Source organism: Acidovorax sp. M2(2025) (genome assembly GCF_049330835.1).
GTDB lineage: Bacteria > Pseudomonadota > Gammaproteobacteria > Burkholderiales > Burkholderiaceae_C > Acidovorax.
The window spans coordinates 158,703-175,016 of record NZ_CP186262.1 but is presented as its reverse complement, the minus strand read 5'-3'; the positions used below and the strand labels follow the sequence as shown (position 1 = coordinate 175,016).

Below are 16,314 nucleotides of genomic sequence, written 5' to 3'. Positions count from 1 at the left end.
CCGCAAGGGCGCCGGTTGCCAGATAATAACTGGATGAAAACACAGTTATTGCAACCCCGGCCGGTGCCGGGCGCCTGCTGAAGAAGGTGCCCCGTGTCGTTGCAGTCCAAACTCGCCATTCTGGCCGACGCGGCCAAGTACGACGCCTCGTGCGCGTCGAGCGGCGCTGCGCCGCGCAACTCGTTGGGCGGGCGCGGCATGGGCTCGACCGAGGGCATGGGCATCTGCCACAGCTATGCGCCGGACGGCCGCTGCATCTCGCTGCTCAAGATTCTGCTCACCAACTTCTGCCAGTACGACTGCCTGTACTGCGTGAACCGCGTGACCAGCAACGTGCCCCGGGCGCGCTTCACGGTCGATGAGGTGGTGCAGCTCACGCTGGACTTCTACCGCCGCAATTGCATTGAGGGGCTGTTCCTGTCCAGCGGCATCATCCAGAGCCCCGACTACACCATGGAGCAGGTGGTGGAGGTGGCCCGCGTGCTGCGCGAGGAACACGACTTCCGCGGCTACATCCACCTCAAGACCATTCCCGACGCATCGCCCGAGCTGATGCAGCGCGCCGGCCGCTATGCGGACCGTTTGTCCATCAACATCGAGCTGCCCACGGCCGAGAGCCTCACGGCCCTGGCGCCGGAGAAAGACAGTGGTGCCATCGACCGCTCCATGGCCCGCATGGCCGTGCACATTGGCGAATCGCGCGCCGCGCGTAAGGAGCAAGCCGCGCAGGCCATCGTGTCGATGCCGCAATCGCGCACCACGCGCCGGGCCAGTGCGCCGCTGTTTGCGCCCGGCGGGCAAAGCACGCAGATGATCGTGGGGGCCGATGCGACGGACGACCGCACCATCCTCGCCACCAGTGCCCGCCTGTACGGCGTGCACCGGCTGCGGCGCGTGTACTACTCGGCCTTCAGCCCCATCCCTGATGCGGCCCGCGCCCTGCCGCTGGCTGCGCCGCCCACGGTGCGTGAGCACCGGCTGTACCAGGCCGACTGGCTGATGCGCTTTTACGGCTTCACCCACGACGAGATCGTTCCACCCGCTCAAGTGGGCATGCTGGCGCTGGACATGGACCCCAAGCTGGCGTGGGCGCTGGCGCACCGCGAGCGTTTTCCGGTCAACCTCAACACCGCCCCGCGCGAGCTGCTGCTGCGCGTGCCCGGCTTTGGCGTGCAGACGGTGGATCGCCTGCTGGCCGCCCGCCGCGTGCGCCGCCTGCGGCATGCCGACCTGGCGCGGCTGCATGTGCCGCTCAAGAAGGTGCTGCCCTTTGTGGAGGCTGCGGACTACCGGCCCGGGCGCGCCCTGGAGGCGGCGGACCTGGCGGCGCAACTGACCCCGCCGCCGGTGCAGCGCAGTTTGTTCTGACGCCGTGCAGCGCCACACCATCACGCTGGACCACCCCACCGACTGGCCCGGCTTTCGCACCGCCGCGCGCGCCCTCGTGCAAGCCGACGTGCCCCCACAGGCCGTGGACTGGCGCTGCCGCGCCGATGCGGCCAACGATCTGTTTGCGCCCGAGCCCGCTGGCGAAACCCTTCCCTGCCCGGCTGCCGATGCGCCGCCACTGCGCGTGCCGCCCGACTTTGTGCGCCTGTGCGAGCAGCTCATCCTGCACCGCGACCCGGCCCGCTTCGCGCTGATGTACCGCCTGCTGTGGCGCATGGCCCAAGGCGGCACAGAGGCCAACGCCGCGCGGCACGACCCGCTGGACGCCGACCGCCTGCAGGCCCACCACATGGCCCGCGCCGTGGGGCGCGACATGCACAAGATGCACGCCTTTGTGCGCTTTCGGCCCGTGGTGGAGCCGGATGGCCAGACCCTGCACATGGCCTGGTTCGAGCCCGACCACTACATCACCGTGGCCAATGCGGGCTTCTTCATCCGCCGCTTCACGCAGATGCGCTGGGCCCTCCTCACGCCCGACGCCAGCGTGCGCTGGGACGGCCAGCGGCTGCACACCGGCCCCGGCGCGCAGCGCAGCGACGCGCCGCCGCCCGACGCGGGCGAGGCGCTGTGGCTCACCTACTACCGCCACATCTTCAACCCCGCGCGGCTCAAGCTCTCGATGATGAAAAAAGAGATGCCCACGCGCTACTGGCACAACCTGCCCGAGGCCGCGCTCATCACCGAACTGGCGCAGACCGCGCACGAGCGCAGTGCGCAGATGGTGGCGGCCGGGCCCACCACGCCGCGCAAGGCGATTGCGCCGCTGCGGCGTGACAGCGGCGTTAAAGGCCCACCAGCGCTTGTTGAGCCGGACAAACAGCGCTCACACACCCGTTCGGGCTGAGCCTGTCGAAGCCTTGCGCGGCGCTTCGACAGGCTCAGCGTGAACGGTTCAGGTGGGTGGGCGCAGCCCCTGAACGCCCTCGGCCTGGCGCATCGCATGGAACTGCGGCGCGGGCTGCGCCGCCGTCCACCGCCAGGGCAGCGCCTGTGCGCGCCACACCCCGCCCAGCACCTGCAGCCGCAGCACACGCTGCGCGCCCGGCCAGGGCGCACGGTCGGCCTCGCTCCACAGCAGCTCGGCACGCGCGGCCACGTGCAGCAGGCCGCCGTCGTCGTAGTCCACCCACAAGAGCCCGGCCAGCGGGTGCCGGGCCAGATTGCCCAGCGTGTTGAAGAACAGGTTGCCGGGGTAGTCGGGCAGCCGCAGCTCCAGGCCCCCGGCCGTGGGCTGCGCGTGCACAAAGCCCGGCTCGCCCCCGCGGTGCGACACATCCACACCCTCCCCCCTCTGCAGACCGGGCCGGGCGGCCGAGGCGCTGGCGATGAACAGCGTGTCGCTGCGCGCGATCAATGCCCGCGCCGCTGCGTCCAGTGAGGGCCCCAGCGGCTGCGCGGGCTGCGGTGGGGTGACGGCGGCCCGCAAGCCAGGCGTGCGCGCCTGGATGTACTTGGGGCAGTTGCCAAAGCTCTGTGCCACGGCAATCGACAGGCCCTGCTGCGAGCCCCAGCCCGCCACCCGGCCGTTCATGCGGTTGCGGCGGCGCGTGTGCGGCTCCAGCCCCAGCACGCCCACCGGGGCGCCGGGGCCGTGCGCGGCCAGGGCCGCCAGCGCGGGATCGGCTGGGTCCATGGCGGCCGCAATGTCCATCTGCTGCGCGTGGGGCGTGCGCACAAAGCCGGGCGGGCCTGCCAGCAGTGTGGCCCAGGGCTGGCCGTGTGCGTCGAGTGCGCCCAGCAGCAGCGTGGGCAGCTTTTCAAACAGTTCGCGGTGCTGGTCGGGCATGTGGTCGCGCACCACCACCTCGCCCACGGCGGCCATGCGCTCGCGCACGCCGGCACGGGCCTGCAATGCCTGCTCGCCGGGGTGCCAGGCACTGGGTGGCGCCGCGCCGCCGGCGCCCAGGGGCCGCGGGTTCATGCGGCCCCCGCGGGCTGGGGATCCAGGTGGTCCTGCAGCGGCACGTAGCCGGGCAGCGCCTGCAGGCGTGCCACCCAGGCGGCGATGCCGGGGTAGGCGGGGGCCAGCGGCAGCCCGGCCAGATGGGCCTGCGAGGTGTAGCTGACCAGGGCCACATCCGCCAGGCTGGGCGCGGCGCCGCCCAGCAGCCAGTCGCGCCCCTGCAGCGAGGTTTCCAGAAAGTCCAGCAGCCGCCGCCCCTGGGCCTGCACCGTCTCGTTGATGGGCTTGCCCGTCAGCGTGGCAAAACGGGGGCCGGCAATGCCCGTGGCCAGCAGCCCGGCGGCCAGGCTGAACCAGCGCTGCAGCTGCGCCTGGCCGACCGGGTCTTGCGGCATCCAGGCACTGCCGGGCGCGTAGCGCTGCACCAGGTAGACCAGGATGGCGTTGCTGTCGCTCAGCACCACATCGCCGTCCACCAGCACGGGCACCTGCCCCAGCGGGTTCAGCGCGCGGTGCGCGGCTAACTGGTGTTCGCCCCGCAGCAGGTTCACGTCCACCAGCCGGTACGGCAGGCCCAGCAGGGACAGCAGCAGTTCCACGCGGTGGCAGTGGCCCGAAATGGCCGTGCGGTGCAGCGTGAGCGGGGTGGTGGGAGCCGTGCGGGAGGTCATGGGCGAATCCTTTGTAAACGGTACGCAAGCACAAGAAGAAGCAGAAGAGAAGCAGAAGGCCCGAACGTTAGCTATTGCGCTGCGCGGTGGGAATGGCGATAGTGCGTCTTTCACAATTTCGCTTGCTGCAACAATGGACCACCTCGATACCCTGCGCTGCTTTGTGGCGGTGGCCGATGCGGGCGGCTTTGCCGCGGCCGCCCGGCGCCTGGGCTGCTCGGCCGCGGCGGCCACGCGTGGCATCGCGGCGCTGGAGGCCCGCCTTGGCGTGCTTCTGTTCCAGCGCAGCACGCGCGTCGTGCGCCTGACCGAGGCCGGCGAACGCTTCCTGGCCGACTGCCGTCCGCTCCTGAACGACCTGCACGAAGCGGAGCAGGCCGCCAGCGGAGCGCAGGCCGAGGCGCAGGGCCAGCTGTGCATCACGGCACCGCAGATGTTCGGCATCCAGCATGTGGCGCCCATCGTGCGCGACTTCGTGCAGGCGCAGCCGCGCGTGCAGGTGCGCACGCTGTTCGTCAACCGCCTGGTGCACCTGCTGGAAGAGGGCATGGATGTCGCCGTCCGCATCGCGCACCTGCCGGACTCGGGGCTCACGGCCGTGCAGGTCGGTGCGCTGCGCCGGCTGGTGGTGGCGTCGCCCGCGTACCTGGCGCAGCACGGCCGGCCCCGCCACCCGGCGGACCTGGCCGCGCACCGGGCCATCGGCTTTGCCTTTGATGCGCAGGCCCCGGCGCCCTGGAAGTTCCGCGACGGGGCGGTGGGCCAGCCGCAGTTCGCCTGGATCAGCAACAGCAACGAGGTGGACATCGCCGCCGCCGAGGCCGGCCTGGGCCTCACGCGCTGCCTGGCCTACCAGGCGGCCGCGGGTCTGCGCGCGGGACGGTTGCGCACCGTGCTGGCCGACCACGAGCCCCCGCCCGTGCCGGTGCACGTCGTGTACCCCGCGGGCCGGCGCGCACCGGCCAAGGTGCGGGCCTTCGTGGCGTTCGCGCGCGAGCGGCTGGCCCAGGAGCCGGTGCTGCAGGGGCGGGGGCTCAGCGTGTCGCGGCGGCCGTAACACCTGGTTGCCAAACCGTTCAACGGCCGTGTCATCGGCCCTTCCGCGCGGGCCGTTGTAGGTTCAAGTCCGGCGCGTTGCCGGGCGGTTGATCCGAATGGAAAGGATGCCTCTCATGAACAAGCTCATCGCTGCCCTTTTTGCTGGTTTCTTCGCTGTGGCCTCGTTTGCCCAGGCACCGGCTGCTGCACCTGCAGCGCCTGCCACACCGGCAGCGGCCGCGACCCCCGCGACCCCCGCAGCACCGGCCGCCAAGGAAGACGCCAAGTCCGCAGTGAAGGCAACGCCCGCTACGCCTGCCGCCCCGGCCGCCGCAGCCTCCGCACCGGCTGAGAAGAAGGTCGTGAAGAAGCACAAGGCCAAGAAGGTCCGCGCCACCGCCGAGAAGAAGGCAGAGAAGGCCGCTCCGGCCGCTGCTCCCGAAGCCGCCAAGTAAGCGCTTCAGCAGCCTCCAAAAAAGCCCGCATCGCGGGCTTTTTTGCTTTTGGCACCCCCGTGTCGTCCCCGCCGAAGCGCGGCCCGTGCGGAGGCCGCGGCCTCACTGTGCGGGGGCTGCCGCGGGCAGGCGCAGCGCCGCCGCCGCGGCGTGGAGGATCTCGTCCGACAGCGCAGGGTCGTCCACTGCGCGCGCCAGCACCATGGCGCCGACCAGGCTGGCGTAGTCGGCCAGCGCGCGCTGGCGCTTGGCGGCCTTGGTGCGGCCGGGCACCAGGCCGGCCAGCCCGTCCACCTGGGCGCGCACCCCTTCGGTGACGGCGCGGCGCACGGCCGGGCCCTGGCGGGCCGTATCGCTGCCCAGCGCGGCCAGCAGGCAGCCCTGGCCGGGCGCGTCGCGGTGGCGCGGGGAGAGGTAGGCCGCTTCAATGGCCGCCAGCGGCTCCTGCCCGTGGGCCGCGGCCTCGCGTGCTATGGCCGACCACGCGGCCTGCAAGCGCTGCAGCGCGCGCGCGCTGGCCTGCGCCATCAACTCGTCCTTGGACGCAAAGTGTCCGTAGAAGCCGCCGTGCGTGAGCCCGGCGCTCTTCATGAGGTCGGCCACGCCGATGCCGTCAAACCCCTTTTCGCGGAACAACTGCGCGGCCGCATCGAGGATGCGCTCGCGGTTTTCCGCCATCTGCTCCTTGCTGACTTTCATTGCCGATCTCCCTGCGGGCGCCCTGCCCCTGAAACGCTGGCTTGACATTTTAAATGATGGTCGTCATATAATTTAAACGTGACGATCATCATCTAAAACTTCCGCAGGAGCTCCTCATGAACACCGCTGCAGCCAGCCCGTCCACCCGCCCCTCGCTGGGCGTTGCCCTCATCACCGGCGCCTCGTCGGGCATCGGCGCCGTGTATGCGGACCGGCTGGCGCGCCGCGGCTACGACCTGGTGCTGGTGGCCCGCGATGGGGCCCGCCTGTCCGCACTGGCCGGGCGGCTGCAGCGCGAGGCCGGCGTGCAGGCCGAGGTGCTGCAGGCCGATCTGACCGACCGCGCCGACTTGGCCCGGGTGGAGCAGCGCCTGCAGGCCGATGCGCGCATCACCTTGCTGGTGAACAACGCCGGCATGGCCGTGAGCGGCACGCTGGCCACGGCCGACATCGATGCCGTGGAGCGCATGATTGCCCTGAACGTGCTGGCGCCCACGCGCCTGGCCGCCGCGGCCGCCAAGGCCTTTGCGGCGCGCAAGGCGGGCACGCTGGTCAACATTGCCTCGGTGCTGGCGCTGGTGCCCGAGATGTTCAGCGGCACCTACAGCGGTACCAAGGCGTATGTGCTGAACCTCACGCGGTCGCTGCAGCAGGAGCTGGGCCCGCAAGGCGTGCGCGTGCAGGCGGTGATGCCGGGCGCCACGCGCACCGAGATCTGGGACCGCTCCGGCACCCCCTTGCACCACCTGCCGCAAGCGATGCTGATGGACGTGGATGCGCTGGTGGACGCCGCCCTGGCCGGGCTGGACCAGGGCGAGGCCGTGACCATTCCCTCGCTGGAGGCGGTGCATGAATGGAATGCCCTGGAGGACGCGCGCCGCGCGCTCGGCCCCTTCCTGTCGCTGCAGCAGCCCGCCACGCGCTACACGCGGGCGCCCGCCGCCGCGGCATGACACCTCGACCCGTTGCACCCCCTTCCCCACAACGCTCCAGGAGACCCGCTCCATGCAAGCCCTGATCACGGCCTACGCCCGCACGCCCTTCCACTTTGCCCGCAAGGGCGCGCTGGCCGGCGTGCGCCCCGACACCCTGGCCGCGCACGCCGTCACCGGGCTGCTGCAGCGCACGGGCATCGACCCGGCCACGCTGGAAGACGTGATCGCCGGGTGCGCCTACCCGGAAGCCGCGCAGGGCAACAACATCGCGCGCATCGTCGCGCTGCTCGCCGGCCTGCCGCACGAGGTGGGCGGCATGACGGTGAACCGCTTTTGCGGCTCGTCCATGTCGGCCATCCACATCGCCGCTGCGCAGATCGAGGCCGGGCTGGGCGAGGCGTACCTGTGCATCGGCGTGGAGTCCATGACGATGGTGCCGCAGGGCGGCTTCAACTTTTCGGCCCACCCCACGCTGTACGAGCACAGCGACGCCTACATCAGCATGGGCGAGACGGCTGAGAACGTGGCGCGGCGCTACCAGGTGTCCCGCGGGGAGCAGGAGGCCCTAGCCGTGGCCTCGCACCGCAAGGCCGCCGCGGCGCGCGAGGCCGGCCGGCTGCAGGCCGAGATCGTGCCCGTGCCCCTGGAAAGCGGTGAATCCGTGGCGCAGGACGGCTGCATCCGCCCCGGCACCCACGCCGAGGCCCTGGCCGCGCTGCGCCCGGCCTTCCGCGAGGACGGGGTGGTGACGGCGGGCACCTCGTCGCCGCTCACCGATGGCGCCGTCGCGGTGCTGGTGACGACCGAGGCCTACGCGGCCCGCCACGGCCTGGCGCCCCATGCGCGCATCCGCGCCATGGCCACGGCCGGCGTGGACCCTGCGTACATGGGCATGGGCCCGGTGCCCGCCACGCGCAAGGCGCTGGCGCGCGCGGGCCTGTCGGCGGCGGACCTGGATGTGGTGGAGATCAACGAGGCGTTCAGTTCGCAGGCCATTGCCTGCATCCGCGAGCTGGGCCTCTCCGGGGAGACCATCAACCTGGACGGCGGCGGCCTGGCCATCGGCCACCCGCTGGGCGCCACGGGGGCCCGCATCACGGGCAAGGCGGCCACGCTGCTGCAGCGCGAGAAGGGCCGCTACGCGCTGGCCACGCAGTGCATTGGCGGCGGGCAGGGCATCGCGACGGTGCTGCAGGCGCTGTAGCCTCCGTAGCGGTTCCGCGGCGGCACGTTGCGGGACGTGTTTTACATCTCAGTGGTGGTGGCCGTGCGCGCCGTGCACGTGCCGGTGCGCGATCTCTTCGGCGCTGGCCGGCCGCACGTCCGTCACCTTGCAGCTGAAGACCAGGGCCTGGCCCGCCAGCGGGTGGTTGCCGTCCAGGTGCACCTCGGGGCCCTTGATCTTGACCACATTGAACACGGCGGGCTGGCCGTCGTTGCCCACGCCCTGCAGCTGGCCGCCGACCTTCACCCCGGGCGGGAACTCGCTCTTGGGGATGGTGCGCACCAGGCTTTCGTCGCGCGCGCCGAAGGCGTCTTCCACCGCCAGCTGCAGCGTGGTGCTGTAGCCCACGGCCTGGCCTTCCAGGGCCGCCTCGACCTTGGGGAAAATGTTTTCATACCCGCCGTGCAGGTAGGCCAGGGAGCCCGCGTCCAGCGGCTTGCCCTGGGGCGTGGTGACCTTGTAGGTGAGGGTGACGGCAGAATCTTTGGTGATGGTGGCCATGGAGGTCCTTGGGCTTTTCAGACACGGGAAGAAGGGGCGCCGGCCGCGCGGCCATGCCGGCGGGCGGGCGGTCACCGCGCATTGTCCACGAGCCGCGGGGCGCCTCGCGGGGCCGGGGACTCTCCGCAGCGCCACCGGCCGCGCAGTGGGTGGAAATGGTTTCGGGGCTCCCGGCGGCCGAATCTGGAATACTTTGCACTTTGTTGAGCTGACCGCGCGACTGGGCCGGGCGTTTTTGGGATGCTTTCGCGCAGGCCGGGCGCTTCCGGCGCTCAACCCGAACGAAACGAGCCAGCACCATGAGCATTTTTGACCGGCTTTTGAGCAGCGTGCGCAAGCCGACAGGCGCGCCCCAGGCCGCCGCCGTGCCGCCCGCCGCGCCCGTGGATCGGCGGCGGCGCAAGCGGGTCAACGCACGCCGGGGCACCCGCGTGCTCATCATCGACGACTCGCCGACCGTGGTGGCCGTGCTGCGCAAGACGCTGCGCTCGGCGGGCTATGAAACCCGCGAGGCCCTGGACGCCGAACAGGGCCTGGCCCAGCTGGCGCACGAGCCGGCGCCGGAACTGATCTTCCTGGACATCGTCCTGCCGGGCATGAACGGCTTCAACGCCCTGCGCGTGATCCGCAAGACACCCGCCTGGCAGCACATTCCCGTGATCATGGTCAGCGGCAACGAGCACGCCACCGAGCAGTTCTATGCCAACCGCATCGGCGCCGACGACTTCATGAAGAAGCCGTTTTCGCGCCACGAGATCTTTGCGCGCATCGAGACGATGCTCGACGGGGAGCTCATCCCCCGCCGCCGCAGCGATGCCGCGGCACCGGCGCTGACGCCGTCGGTGCCGTAGCGCCCACGCCGCCACGCCCACGCGGGCATGCCGTTACGCCGTCAGGCCGCGGCCGCCTCCGGGCGCTCTTCCGCGTCCTGGCCCGGGTAGCGCGCAAAGCGGCGCGGCGTGGCGCCGTGCACCGGGTCCTGCACCGGCCAGGGCCAGCCGCCGAACTGGGTGCGGCGGTAGTCGTTCATGGCCTGCACGATCTCGGCCTGCGTGTTCATCACGAAGGGGCCGTACTGCGCCACGGGCTCGGCAATGGGGCGGCCTTGCAGCACCAGGCATTCCACGGCGGTGGTGCCCGTGTTCGTGAGCTGCCAGTCCTGGCCGGCCCGCACGTGCAGCGCGGCGTGGCGGTCCACCTCCTGCGGGCCCACGCGCAGGCGGTCGCCCACGAAGAAGTACAGCATGCGCTGCGTGCCCTCGTCGCCCTTCGCACCCTTTGCGGCGGGGAGCGTCCACTCCGCGCCGGGCTCCAGGTGCAGCGTCCAGATGGCCACGTCGCCCTCCGGCTGCGAGGCCCAGGATTCGGGCGGCGGTGCCAGCGGGTCGGCCGCGCCCGGCAGCGCGCCGGCCACCACCGTCACCGTGGTCTTGCGGCCGGCGGCGTCCACATGCACGCGGCGCGGAATGCGCTCGTTCCACAGCATGGTGAAGTGGGGCTCCACCATCTTGCTCTTCGCCGGCAGGTTCAGCCAGATCTGGAAGAGCTCCAGCGGGTTGGGGCCCTCGGCGTTGAGCAGCGGGAACATCTCGGAGTGCACGATGCCCTTGCCGGCCGTGACCCACTGCACGTCCCCGCCGCCAAAGCGCGCGGCCGCGCCCAGCGAGTCGGAGTGGTCGATCAGGCCCTTGCGCACCAGCGTCACGGTTTCAAAGCCGCGGTGCGGGTGGCCCGGAAAGCCGGGCACGGGGTCGCCGTGGTACATGCTCCAGCCGTCCTTGCCGCTGAAGTCGCTGCCGATCTGGCGGTCCTCCAGCGGCACGGCGGGCGCGAAGGCGCCGTTGCCTGCGGGGTAGGCATCGTCGTGGTGGGCGCAAAAGAGAAACGGGTCCATCGTGGGCCACTGCGGGCCCAGCAGTTGCGCGCGCAGGATGGGTGCAAGGGCGGTGGCTGCAGCAGGATCAGCAGGGGTGGGCGATGCCATGCGAAAGGCTCCTCATGTGGTGAACCGCCACGACCGGGCGGCATGCCGGTGGAATATGGGACCCATGGTGCCTGAGGAAAAGGGCGGACGGTGGAACAGTGTGGTGCGGAGGGCGGGACAGTGGTGGGCGCTGTGCCGCTCGCACTGTCCCGGCAGATCCGGCCAAAAAATCCCCTGGCGCCCGTCCATCCAGCGCAAAGCGCTATCGTTTTTGTATCAAAGGGACGGTTGTCCAGCGCGCTGCCAACGGCTGCTTGCTGCTCAAGCCTTCACCTCGACCACCGGTTCAAAGCCGCCAAAGATCATGCGCTTGCCATCGAAAGGCATGGGCAGGTGTCCGGGTGTGGACGGATCCATGCGAGGGTCCTCCATCATCTTTTTCATGCCCGCGTCGCGCGTGGCTTTGTCCGGCCATTCGACCCACGAAAAGGCCACCGTCTCCTCGGCCGTGGCCTGGACGGCCCGGCGGAAATCGGTGAGTTTGCCGTCCGGGACGTCATCGCCCCAGCCTTCGATGACGCGCAAGGCGCCCAGCTCCAGGAATATCGGGTCCAGCTGGCGCGCATGCTCGATGAACTGCTGCTTGTTGGCGGTGGGGACTGCGATCACGAAACCATCGATGTAGGTCATGGGTGGACTCCTGTGGGTTGGTACTTCGGCGAGGCGCCCTGCGCGCCTCGCATTCACGCGACGAACTGCGACCGCTTATGTGCGGTTGCAGCCCCAGCTCAGTCGCGGTCGGGCGCCCCGAGCGGGAAGTAATGGCGGTAAGGGCGCCCGCCCTCCACCGCCTGCGCAAACGACGGGCGGGCCAGCAGCCGCGCGCGGTAGGCGCGCAGCTGCGGGTACGTGGCTGCAATGGGATGCGTCCAGTCGGCATAGAACAGCGCGGGCGCCGCGGCGCAATCGGCCATGGTGAACGGCTCACCCGTGGCCCAGGTGCGGCCGCCCCAGGCGCCCTCCAGCCAGGCATAGGCCTTTTCCAGCTTGTCGGTGGCCCAGGCCACGCCTTCGGCGCGGCGGTCGGCATCGCCGGTTAGCGCGGCGTTCACCGCGTGCTGCACGGGCGCCATCACATGCAGGTCGAAGAAGCGGTCCATGAACCGCACCTCCAGCGCCGCGGCGGGGTCGTGCGGAATCAAGGGCACGGGCCCCGGGTGCGCGAGCTGCAGGTGCTCGATCACGATGCTGCTTTCCACCACCGTGCGGTCGCCGTCCACCAGCACCGGAAACTTGGCCAGGGGCCAGCGGCGCAACCAGTCGGCGGAATGGCTGACTGGTTCAGCGGGGTCGAGATTGCGCAGCTCGAACGGCGTGCCGTTTTCGTACAGCGCGGTCAGCACCTTCTGGGTGTAGGACGAGAAGGGATGGCCGTAGAGCGCGAGCGTGGCCGCGCCGGGTTTCGTTGCGGGGTTCATCGGGGCATTCATTCCGGCGCCACCACCATCCACGGCACGCCAAAGCGGTCGGCCACCATGCCGAAGGCCTGCGAGAAGAAGGTCTTGGTAAGCGGCATCTGCACCTTGCCGCCCTCGGCCAGGGCGTCGAAATAGCGCCGCGCCTCGTCCGCATTGGCCGGGCTCAGCGCCAGCGAGATGCCCTGGAAGCTGCACTGGCCCGAGCCCATGCCGTCCGACGCCATCAGCGTCGTCGCGCCCACCGTGAACTCGGCGTGCATGACCATGTCCGGCCGGGGCCCCGGGCCGCCGCCGCCGGCGCAGCCCGGCGCGCCGGCCGGCTCGGGGTTGTCCTGGTAGCGCATGCGCAGGGTCACTTCGGCGCCCAGGGCGCGGCGGTAGAACTCCAGCGCTTCATCGCAGCGGCCTTCGAACATCAGGTACGGCTGGACTTTCATGGTGTCTCCTGGAAAGGGTTGGCGGGGCTCGGCAAAGAGATCGGCGCACAATTGTGTACACCGTCCACAAACCATAGCAAAGATAATGGACAGTGTCCACATCCAGAACAAGAAAATGAGCGTAACCACCGGCAACACCCCCGCACAGCCCCGCCGCGCCCCGCGCAGCACCTACCGCCACGGCGACCTGCGCCGCGCCCTGCTGGATGCGGGCATCGAGCTGGCGCGACAGGGGGGCCCCGATGCCGTGGTGCTGCGCGAGGCCACGCGCCGCGCGGGCGTGGCGCCCAACGCGGCCTACCGCCACTTCGCCAACCGCGACGACCTGCTGGGCGCCGTGCGCGCCGCCGCCGTGGCCGCCGCGGCGCGCTTCATGGAGGCCGAGCTGGCCCAGGTGCCCGCCACGGGCACCGCCGCCGAGCAGGCCCACGCCCAGGTGCGCGCCGTGGGCGCCGGCTACCTGCGCTTTGCGCAGGCCGAGACGGGGCTGTTCCGCACCGCGTTCGGCGGGCGCTTCGCGGTGCAGCAGAACCCCGACCCCGCCCTGGGCGGCGCCACCGGCCTCAACCCGTTCGAGCACCTGAGCGCCGCGCTCGACGCCCTGGTGGCCGCCGGCGTCCTGCCCCCCGCACGCCGCCAGGGCGCGGAGTACCTGGCCTGGTCGACCGTGCACGGCATGGCGCTGCTGGCCATCGACGGCCCGCTGCGCGGCACCCCGCCGGCCATGCTGGACGCCCTGGGGCAGCGCCTGCTGGACATGGTGGAGCGCGGGCTCTGAACCCTTGGTTCCAGGCGTTTTTGGGCTGTGGCGCATGTGCAGAAAGTGCAAGCAGCTATCAAATAGATAGCATTTGCAGCCCGTACAAGGCCGCCGAAGTCCGCAGCCGCTCCGCCAGCGCGCGGCGCAGCGCTGCGGGCCGCGCAGCCCCTCGGGCGTGGCCAGCAGCTGGAGCATCTACTGGCTGGACAACGCCACCGGCGGGCTGAACCCGGCCACCGGCCTGCTGCGCCCGCCGGTGGTGGGCGGCTTTCGCAACGGAGTGGGGGTGTTCGAGGGCGACGACACCTGCGACGGCCGCCCTGTGCGCGTGCGGTTCGAGTGGTCGCAAACGCACACGGGCGCACCGCGCTGGCAGCAGGCCTTCTCGGCCGACCACGGCGCCACCTGGGAGGTGAACTGGGTGATGCAGTTCACGCGGCCTGCGTAAGGGGCCCCGCACCGCTCCGCGCGGGGCGGGCTACGCCTGCGTGTCGATGACCTTCTCGCCGCGGCCCAGCGGGTCCAGCGTCACCTCCAGCCGCGGCGCGTCGGCCAGGTCCGGCCGGTCGGCGCCGCCCAGGTCTTCCAGCGCGGTGAACTGGCCGTCCAGAAAGAGGAAGGTGGTGGTCTGGGCGATGTGCTCCAGCGCCTGCAGCGCGGTCGCAAAGCCGCTGCCCGTGGACTGGTCCCCGTCCAGCAGGTAGGCAAAGCCGCCGTCCTCCCCGTCCCGGGCCAGGTGCCCCAGGTCCACGAGCTTTTGCTTGATGTTGCTGGCATACACGCGGCCCCGCAGGGCATACAGCACGAACGGCACCCCGGGGGGCGCGGCCGGGGCAGCCCCGGCGGCAGAAGTGGTGGGCACGGCAAAGCTCCTCAGGTCAACGGCGGTGGTGGTGGTGAAGGGCGGCAGCTCAGCGCTGGCGGCCGGCCCAGACGCCCAGGGCCAGGCCCAGGACGTCCAAGGCCGCCACGCGCGCCAGGCCGCGGTGGTTGGCGCGGCGCATGCCGCCGTCGATGCTGGTGCCGCGCGAGGGGGCGAACAGGTTGCCGTCGCTCGGCGCGGGCACCGGCCGGGCGCTGCGCAGGGCGCGGTCGGTCACCCAGCGCATCAGCGCGCCCACGCCTTGCGGCGCCAGCGCGTGGGCCACGCGCCCCGGGCCGGCCCCGCGGCCCAGCCAGGTCACGGCCCGCTTGGCCCCGCCGGGCTGCGCAAGCGCCACCACGGCATCGGCCACCGCACGCGGGTCCAGCAGCGGGATGCGGGGCTGGAGGTTGCGCCCGGTGTAGTTGGCCCCGTGGGACAGGCCGGGTGAATCCACGAACGTCGGGGCCACGTCGCACACATGCACATGGGGCAGGTCGGACACCTCGGCCCGCAGCGCCTCCGACAGCCCGCGCAGACCGAACTTGCTGGCCGTATAGGCCGCGGCATAGGGCGACGGCAGCCATCCGCCGGCCGAGATCAGGTTGATGAGCGTGCCCTGCCCGCGGGTGCGAAAGTGGCGCAGCGCCACGTGGGCGCCGTGCAGGTGGCCCAGCAGGTTGGCTTCCACCACGCGGCGGTGGGCCGCCAGGGGCGTCTGGTCGAAGCGGCCCACGGCCCCCACGCCCACGCTGTTCACCCACACGTCGATGCGGCCGTGGTGGCGCAGCGCCGTGTCGGCCAGCCGCTCCACCGCGCGGGCGTCGGTCACGTCGGTGGGCACGCCCAGGGCCGCTGCGGCGCCAGCGTCCCGGCAGGCCATGGCCACGGGCGCCAGAGTGTCGGGGTTGCGGGCCGCCAGCACCAGCCGCGCGCCCTGGCGCGCAAAGGCCAGCGCCGTGGCATGGCCGATGCCGCTGGACGCCCCGGTGATGACCACCACCTGCCCGGCCGGGCCGGGCGCGGCGTCCCCCGGCGGGGTGGGGAGGAAAGAAGAACCGCGAGCAGGGGAAGAAGACAGTGCCATGGAGTGCTGTGCAGCGCCGCACAGGGCTGCAGGGGACATCAACAATCGGTATCCCGGTTGTAGGCCGCGCGGCCGGCGCCGGGTGTAGGACGGTGGCCGAAACCGCCGTAGCGCGCCGTCGCGCGCGATGTGGCAACAGCCCGGCATGGATATTCTGACGAAATTGCCATGCAGCGCTTGTCTGGCAAGCGCGGGCAGCTATCTTTTTTGAAGTGAATGGCCGCTCAGGACGGCTTGGGCACGAACGCCACGGACAGCCCGCGCGCGGTGACGGTGGTGGGCCCCGGCTGCAGGCCCAGGCCGTCGAACACGGCCGTGTCCTGCGGGCGCAGCTGGTGCAGCGTGACTTCGGCCAGCGACTGCTCTGCCAGCACGGGCGCGTAGGTGTTGAGCAGCTCGGTCACCGCGGGCTTCAGGGTGGGAAACTCCAGCCGGCCCAGCGTGATGTGGTGGGCCCGCAGCGTGCGGTCGCTGGCCTCGTAGCGCAGCGCAAACTCCACGTCGAAGCTGCCGCTGTGGCTGCGCCGCAGCGCGGGGCCTGCGGCGTCCACGGCCATGGCCGCGCCCAGGCGGTTCACGGCGGGCAGCAGCCGCAGGCGCGGCGCCTGCAGGGTCAGGTCCAGCAGGCCCTGCACCGGCACGCTGCGCGGAAACTTGGCACCCACCATCTCCTGCAACTGCTCCAGCGGCACGGTGTAGGCCGGCAGGGCCAGCGCCTGCCGGGCCCCCCACAGCGCGGCCCCGCCCAGGGCCAGCCGGCCGGCGGCGGCGGCGGTGGATGCGAGGAAGTGGCGGCGGTGCGGCATGGTCAGGTCTCCTGGGGGAAAAGGCTGGGACTGCGCGCGCCGCAAAAAGTGCCCGGCCCCGCGGCCGGCGCAGGGCGCGCGCAC

General features: G+C 71.4%; 20 protein-coding genes. 9 read left to right on the top strand and 11 right to left on the bottom strand.

Annotated features, from left to right (window positions below):
• Window positions 1–93 precede the first annotated feature (93 nt).
• Both ACOYR3_RS00805 and ACOYR3_RS00800 read left to right on the top strand, forming a co-directional pair.
• On the top strand, window positions 94–1,368 hold the full coding sequence (locus ACOYR3_RS00805; RefSeq protein WP_422844639.1) for a putative DNA modification/repair radical SAM protein: 1,275 nt from the start codon (window positions 94–96) through the stop codon (window positions 1,366–1,368).
• A gap of 4 nt (window positions 1,369–1,372) precedes the next feature.
• Window positions 1,373–2,293, top strand: coding sequence for a TIGR03915 family putative DNA repair protein (locus ACOYR3_RS00800; RefSeq protein ID WP_422844638.1), 921 nt, complete (start codon window positions 1,373–1,375; stop codon window positions 2,291–2,293).
• Between the two features lie 48 nt (window positions 2,294–2,341).
• Here the strand turns inward: ACOYR3_RS00800 and ACOYR3_RS00795 are convergent, their stop codons facing one another.
• On the bottom strand, window positions 2,342–3,370 hold the full coding sequence (locus ACOYR3_RS00795) for a pyridoxamine 5'-phosphate oxidase family protein (protein WP_422844637.1): 1,029 nt from the start codon (window positions 3,368–3,370) through the stop codon (window positions 2,342–2,344).
• Window positions 3,367–4,023: a glutathione S-transferase family protein gene (locus ACOYR3_RS00790; protein WP_422844636.1), complete on the bottom strand. Its 657-nt coding sequence runs from the start codon at window positions 4,021–4,023 to the stop codon at window positions 3,367–3,369. The genes ACOYR3_RS00795 and ACOYR3_RS00790 overlap by 4 nt, the downstream gene beginning before the upstream one ends.
• A gap of 133 nt (window positions 4,024–4,156) precedes the next feature.
• Between ACOYR3_RS00790 and ACOYR3_RS00785 the strand changes: the two genes are divergently transcribed.
• Both ACOYR3_RS00785 and ACOYR3_RS00780 read left to right on the top strand, forming a co-directional pair.
• Window positions 4,157–5,080 (top strand): LysR substrate-binding domain-containing protein, encoded by a 924-nt coding sequence (locus ACOYR3_RS00785; RefSeq protein ID WP_422844635.1) that lies wholly within the window; start codon window positions 4,157–4,159, stop codon window positions 5,078–5,080.
• A 115-nt stretch (window positions 5,081–5,195) separates the two neighbouring features.
• Complete coding sequence (locus ACOYR3_RS00780) at window positions 5,196–5,516, top strand: hypothetical protein (RefSeq protein WP_422844634.1); 321 nt, start codon at window positions 5,196–5,198, stop codon at window positions 5,514–5,516.
• Between the two features lie 102 nt (window positions 5,517–5,618).
• On the opposite strand, the gene ACOYR3_RS00775 is transcribed toward ACOYR3_RS00780, so the two are convergent.
• Complete coding sequence (locus tag ACOYR3_RS00775; protein WP_422844633.1) at window positions 5,619–6,215, bottom strand: TetR/AcrR family transcriptional regulator; 597 nt, start codon at window positions 6,213–6,215, stop codon at window positions 5,619–5,621.
• Window positions 6,216–6,331: 116 nt separating this feature from the next.
• On the opposite strand from ACOYR3_RS00775, the gene ACOYR3_RS00770 reads away from it, so the two are divergent.
• Window positions 6,332–7,168, top strand: coding sequence for an SDR family NAD(P)-dependent oxidoreductase (locus ACOYR3_RS00770; RefSeq protein WP_422844632.1), 837 nt, complete (start codon window positions 6,332–6,334; stop codon window positions 7,166–7,168).
• A 52-nt stretch (window positions 7,169–7,220) separates the two neighbouring features.
• A complete protein-coding gene (locus ACOYR3_RS00765; protein WP_422844631.1) occupies window positions 7,221–8,354 on the top strand; it encodes a thiolase family protein in 1,134 nt (377 codons plus the stop codon).
• A gap of 48 nt (window positions 8,355–8,402) precedes the next feature.
• Here ACOYR3_RS00765 and ACOYR3_RS00760 read toward each other — a convergent pair whose 3' ends face one another.
• Window positions 8,403–8,876, bottom strand: coding sequence for an FKBP-type peptidyl-prolyl cis-trans isomerase (locus ACOYR3_RS00760; protein ID WP_422844630.1), 474 nt, complete (start codon window positions 8,874–8,876; stop codon window positions 8,403–8,405).
• Between the two features lie 299 nt (window positions 8,877–9,175).
• Here ACOYR3_RS00760 and ACOYR3_RS00755 point away from each other — a divergent pair, with 299 nt between their 5' ends.
• Entirely contained in the window at window positions 9,176–9,727 is a 552-nt protein-coding gene (locus ACOYR3_RS00755; protein ID WP_422844629.1) for a response regulator, read from the top strand.
• 41 nt (window positions 9,728–9,768) lie between these two features.
• On the opposite strand, the gene ACOYR3_RS00750 is transcribed toward ACOYR3_RS00755, so the two are convergent.
• The 4 genes from ACOYR3_RS00750 to ACOYR3_RS00735 form a co-directional block, all read right to left on the bottom strand.
• The gene (locus tag ACOYR3_RS00750) at window positions 9,769–10,860 is read right to left on the bottom strand and encodes a pirin family protein (RefSeq protein WP_422844628.1); all 1,092 of its coding nucleotides are present in this window, start codon (window positions 10,858–10,860) and stop codon (window positions 9,769–9,771) included.
• Between the two features lie 261 nt (window positions 10,861–11,121).
• Window positions 11,122–11,490: a DUF1428 domain-containing protein gene (locus tag ACOYR3_RS00745; RefSeq protein WP_422844627.1), complete on the bottom strand. Its 369-nt coding sequence runs from the start codon at window positions 11,488–11,490 to the stop codon at window positions 11,122–11,124.
• 98 nt (window positions 11,491–11,588) lie between these two features.
• A complete protein-coding gene (locus ACOYR3_RS00740) occupies window positions 11,589–12,278 on the bottom strand; it encodes a glutathione S-transferase family protein (protein ID WP_422844626.1) in 690 nt (229 codons plus the stop codon).
• A gap of 8 nt (window positions 12,279–12,286) precedes the next feature.
• Window positions 12,287–12,715 carry a VOC family protein gene (locus ACOYR3_RS00735; RefSeq protein WP_422844625.1) on the bottom strand — a complete coding sequence of 143 codons (429 nt, stop codon included), beginning with the start codon at window positions 12,713–12,715 and terminating at the stop codon, window positions 12,287–12,289.
• Between the two features lie 115 nt (window positions 12,716–12,830).
• Here ACOYR3_RS00735 and ACOYR3_RS00730 point away from each other — a divergent pair, with 115 nt between their 5' ends.
• The gene (locus tag ACOYR3_RS00730) at window positions 12,831–13,493 is read left to right on the top strand and encodes a TetR/AcrR family transcriptional regulator (RefSeq protein ID WP_422844624.1); all 663 of its coding nucleotides are present in this window, start codon (window positions 12,831–12,833) and stop codon (window positions 13,491–13,493) included.
• 73 nt (window positions 13,494–13,566) lie between these two features.
• Complete coding sequence (locus tag ACOYR3_RS00725; protein WP_422844623.1) at window positions 13,567–13,923, top strand: hypothetical protein; 357 nt, start codon at window positions 13,567–13,569, stop codon at window positions 13,921–13,923.
• 30 nt (window positions 13,924–13,953) lie between these two features.
• On the opposite strand, the gene ACOYR3_RS00720 is transcribed toward ACOYR3_RS00725, so the two are convergent.
• From ACOYR3_RS00720 to ACOYR3_RS00710, 3 genes are all read right to left on the bottom strand, one after another.
• Window positions 13,954–14,337 carry a hypothetical protein gene (locus ACOYR3_RS00720; RefSeq protein WP_422844622.1) on the bottom strand — a complete coding sequence of 128 codons (384 nt, stop codon included), beginning with the start codon at window positions 14,335–14,337 and terminating at the stop codon, window positions 13,954–13,956.
• Window positions 14,338–14,386: 49 nt separating this feature from the next.
• Entirely contained in the window at window positions 14,387–15,424 is a 1,038-nt protein-coding gene (locus ACOYR3_RS00715; protein WP_422844621.1) for an SDR family oxidoreductase, read from the bottom strand.
• A gap of 224 nt (window positions 15,425–15,648) precedes the next feature.
• Window positions 15,649–16,230 (bottom strand): DUF1439 domain-containing protein, encoded by a 582-nt coding sequence (locus ACOYR3_RS00710; RefSeq protein ID WP_422844620.1) that lies wholly within the window; start codon window positions 16,228–16,230, stop codon window positions 15,649–15,651.
• Between the last annotated feature and the right edge of the window lie 84 nt (window positions 16,231–16,314).

Excerpts from the sequence above, each read along its gene's own strand:
- ACOYR3_RS00795 (WP_422844637.1), bottom strand. The coding sequence starts at position 3,370 with ATGAACCCGCGGCCCCTGGGCGCCGGCGGCGCGGCGCCACCCAGTGCC.
- ACOYR3_RS00790 (WP_422844636.1), bottom strand. The coding sequence starts at position 4,023 with ATGACCTCCCGCACGGCTCCCACCACCCCGCTCACGCTGCACCGCACG.
- ACOYR3_RS00785 (WP_422844635.1), top strand. The coding sequence starts at position 4,157 with ATGGACCACCTCGATACCCTGCGCTGCTTTGTGGCGGTGGCCGATGCG.
- ACOYR3_RS00780 (WP_422844634.1), top strand. The coding sequence starts at position 5,196 with ATGAACAAGCTCATCGCTGCCCTTTTTGCTGGTTTCTTCGCTGTGGCC.
- ACOYR3_RS00775 (WP_422844633.1), bottom strand. The coding sequence starts at position 6,215 with ATGAAAGTCAGCAAGGAGCAGATGGCGGAAAACCGCGAGCGCATCCTC.
- ACOYR3_RS00770 (WP_422844632.1), top strand. The coding sequence starts at position 6,332 with ATGAACACCGCTGCAGCCAGCCCGTCCACCCGCCCCTCGCTGGGCGTT.
- ACOYR3_RS00765 (WP_422844631.1), top strand. The coding sequence starts at position 7,221 with ATGCAAGCCCTGATCACGGCCTACGCCCGCACGCCCTTCCACTTTGCC.
- ACOYR3_RS00760 (WP_422844630.1), bottom strand. The coding sequence starts at position 8,876 with ATGGCCACCATCACCAAAGATTCTGCCGTCACCCTCACCTACAAGGTC.
- ACOYR3_RS00755 (WP_422844629.1), top strand. The coding sequence starts at position 9,176 with ATGAGCATTTTTGACCGGCTTTTGAGCAGCGTGCGCAAGCCGACAGGC.
- ACOYR3_RS00750 (WP_422844628.1), bottom strand. The coding sequence starts at position 10,860 with ATGGCATCGCCCACCCCTGCTGATCCTGCTGCAGCCACCGCCCTTGCA.
- ACOYR3_RS00745 (WP_422844627.1), bottom strand. The coding sequence starts at position 11,490 with ATGACCTACATCGATGGTTTCGTGATCGCAGTCCCCACCGCCAACAAG.
- ACOYR3_RS00740 (WP_422844626.1), bottom strand. The coding sequence starts at position 12,278 with ATGAACCCCGCAACGAAACCCGGCGCGGCCACGCTCGCGCTCTACGGC.
- ACOYR3_RS00735 (WP_422844625.1), bottom strand. The coding sequence starts at position 12,715 with ATGAAAGTCCAGCCGTACCTGATGTTCGAAGGCCGCTGCGATGAAGCG.
- ACOYR3_RS00730 (WP_422844624.1), top strand. The coding sequence starts at position 12,831 with ATGAGCGTAACCACCGGCAACACCCCCGCACAGCCCCGCCGCGCCCCG.
- ACOYR3_RS00715 (WP_422844621.1), bottom strand. The coding sequence starts at position 15,424 with ATGGCACTGTCTTCTTCCCCTGCTCGCGGTTCTTCTTTCCTCCCCACC.
- ACOYR3_RS00710 (WP_422844620.1), bottom strand. The coding sequence starts at position 16,230 with ATGCCGCACCGCCGCCACTTCCTCGCATCCACCGCCGCCGCCGCCGGC.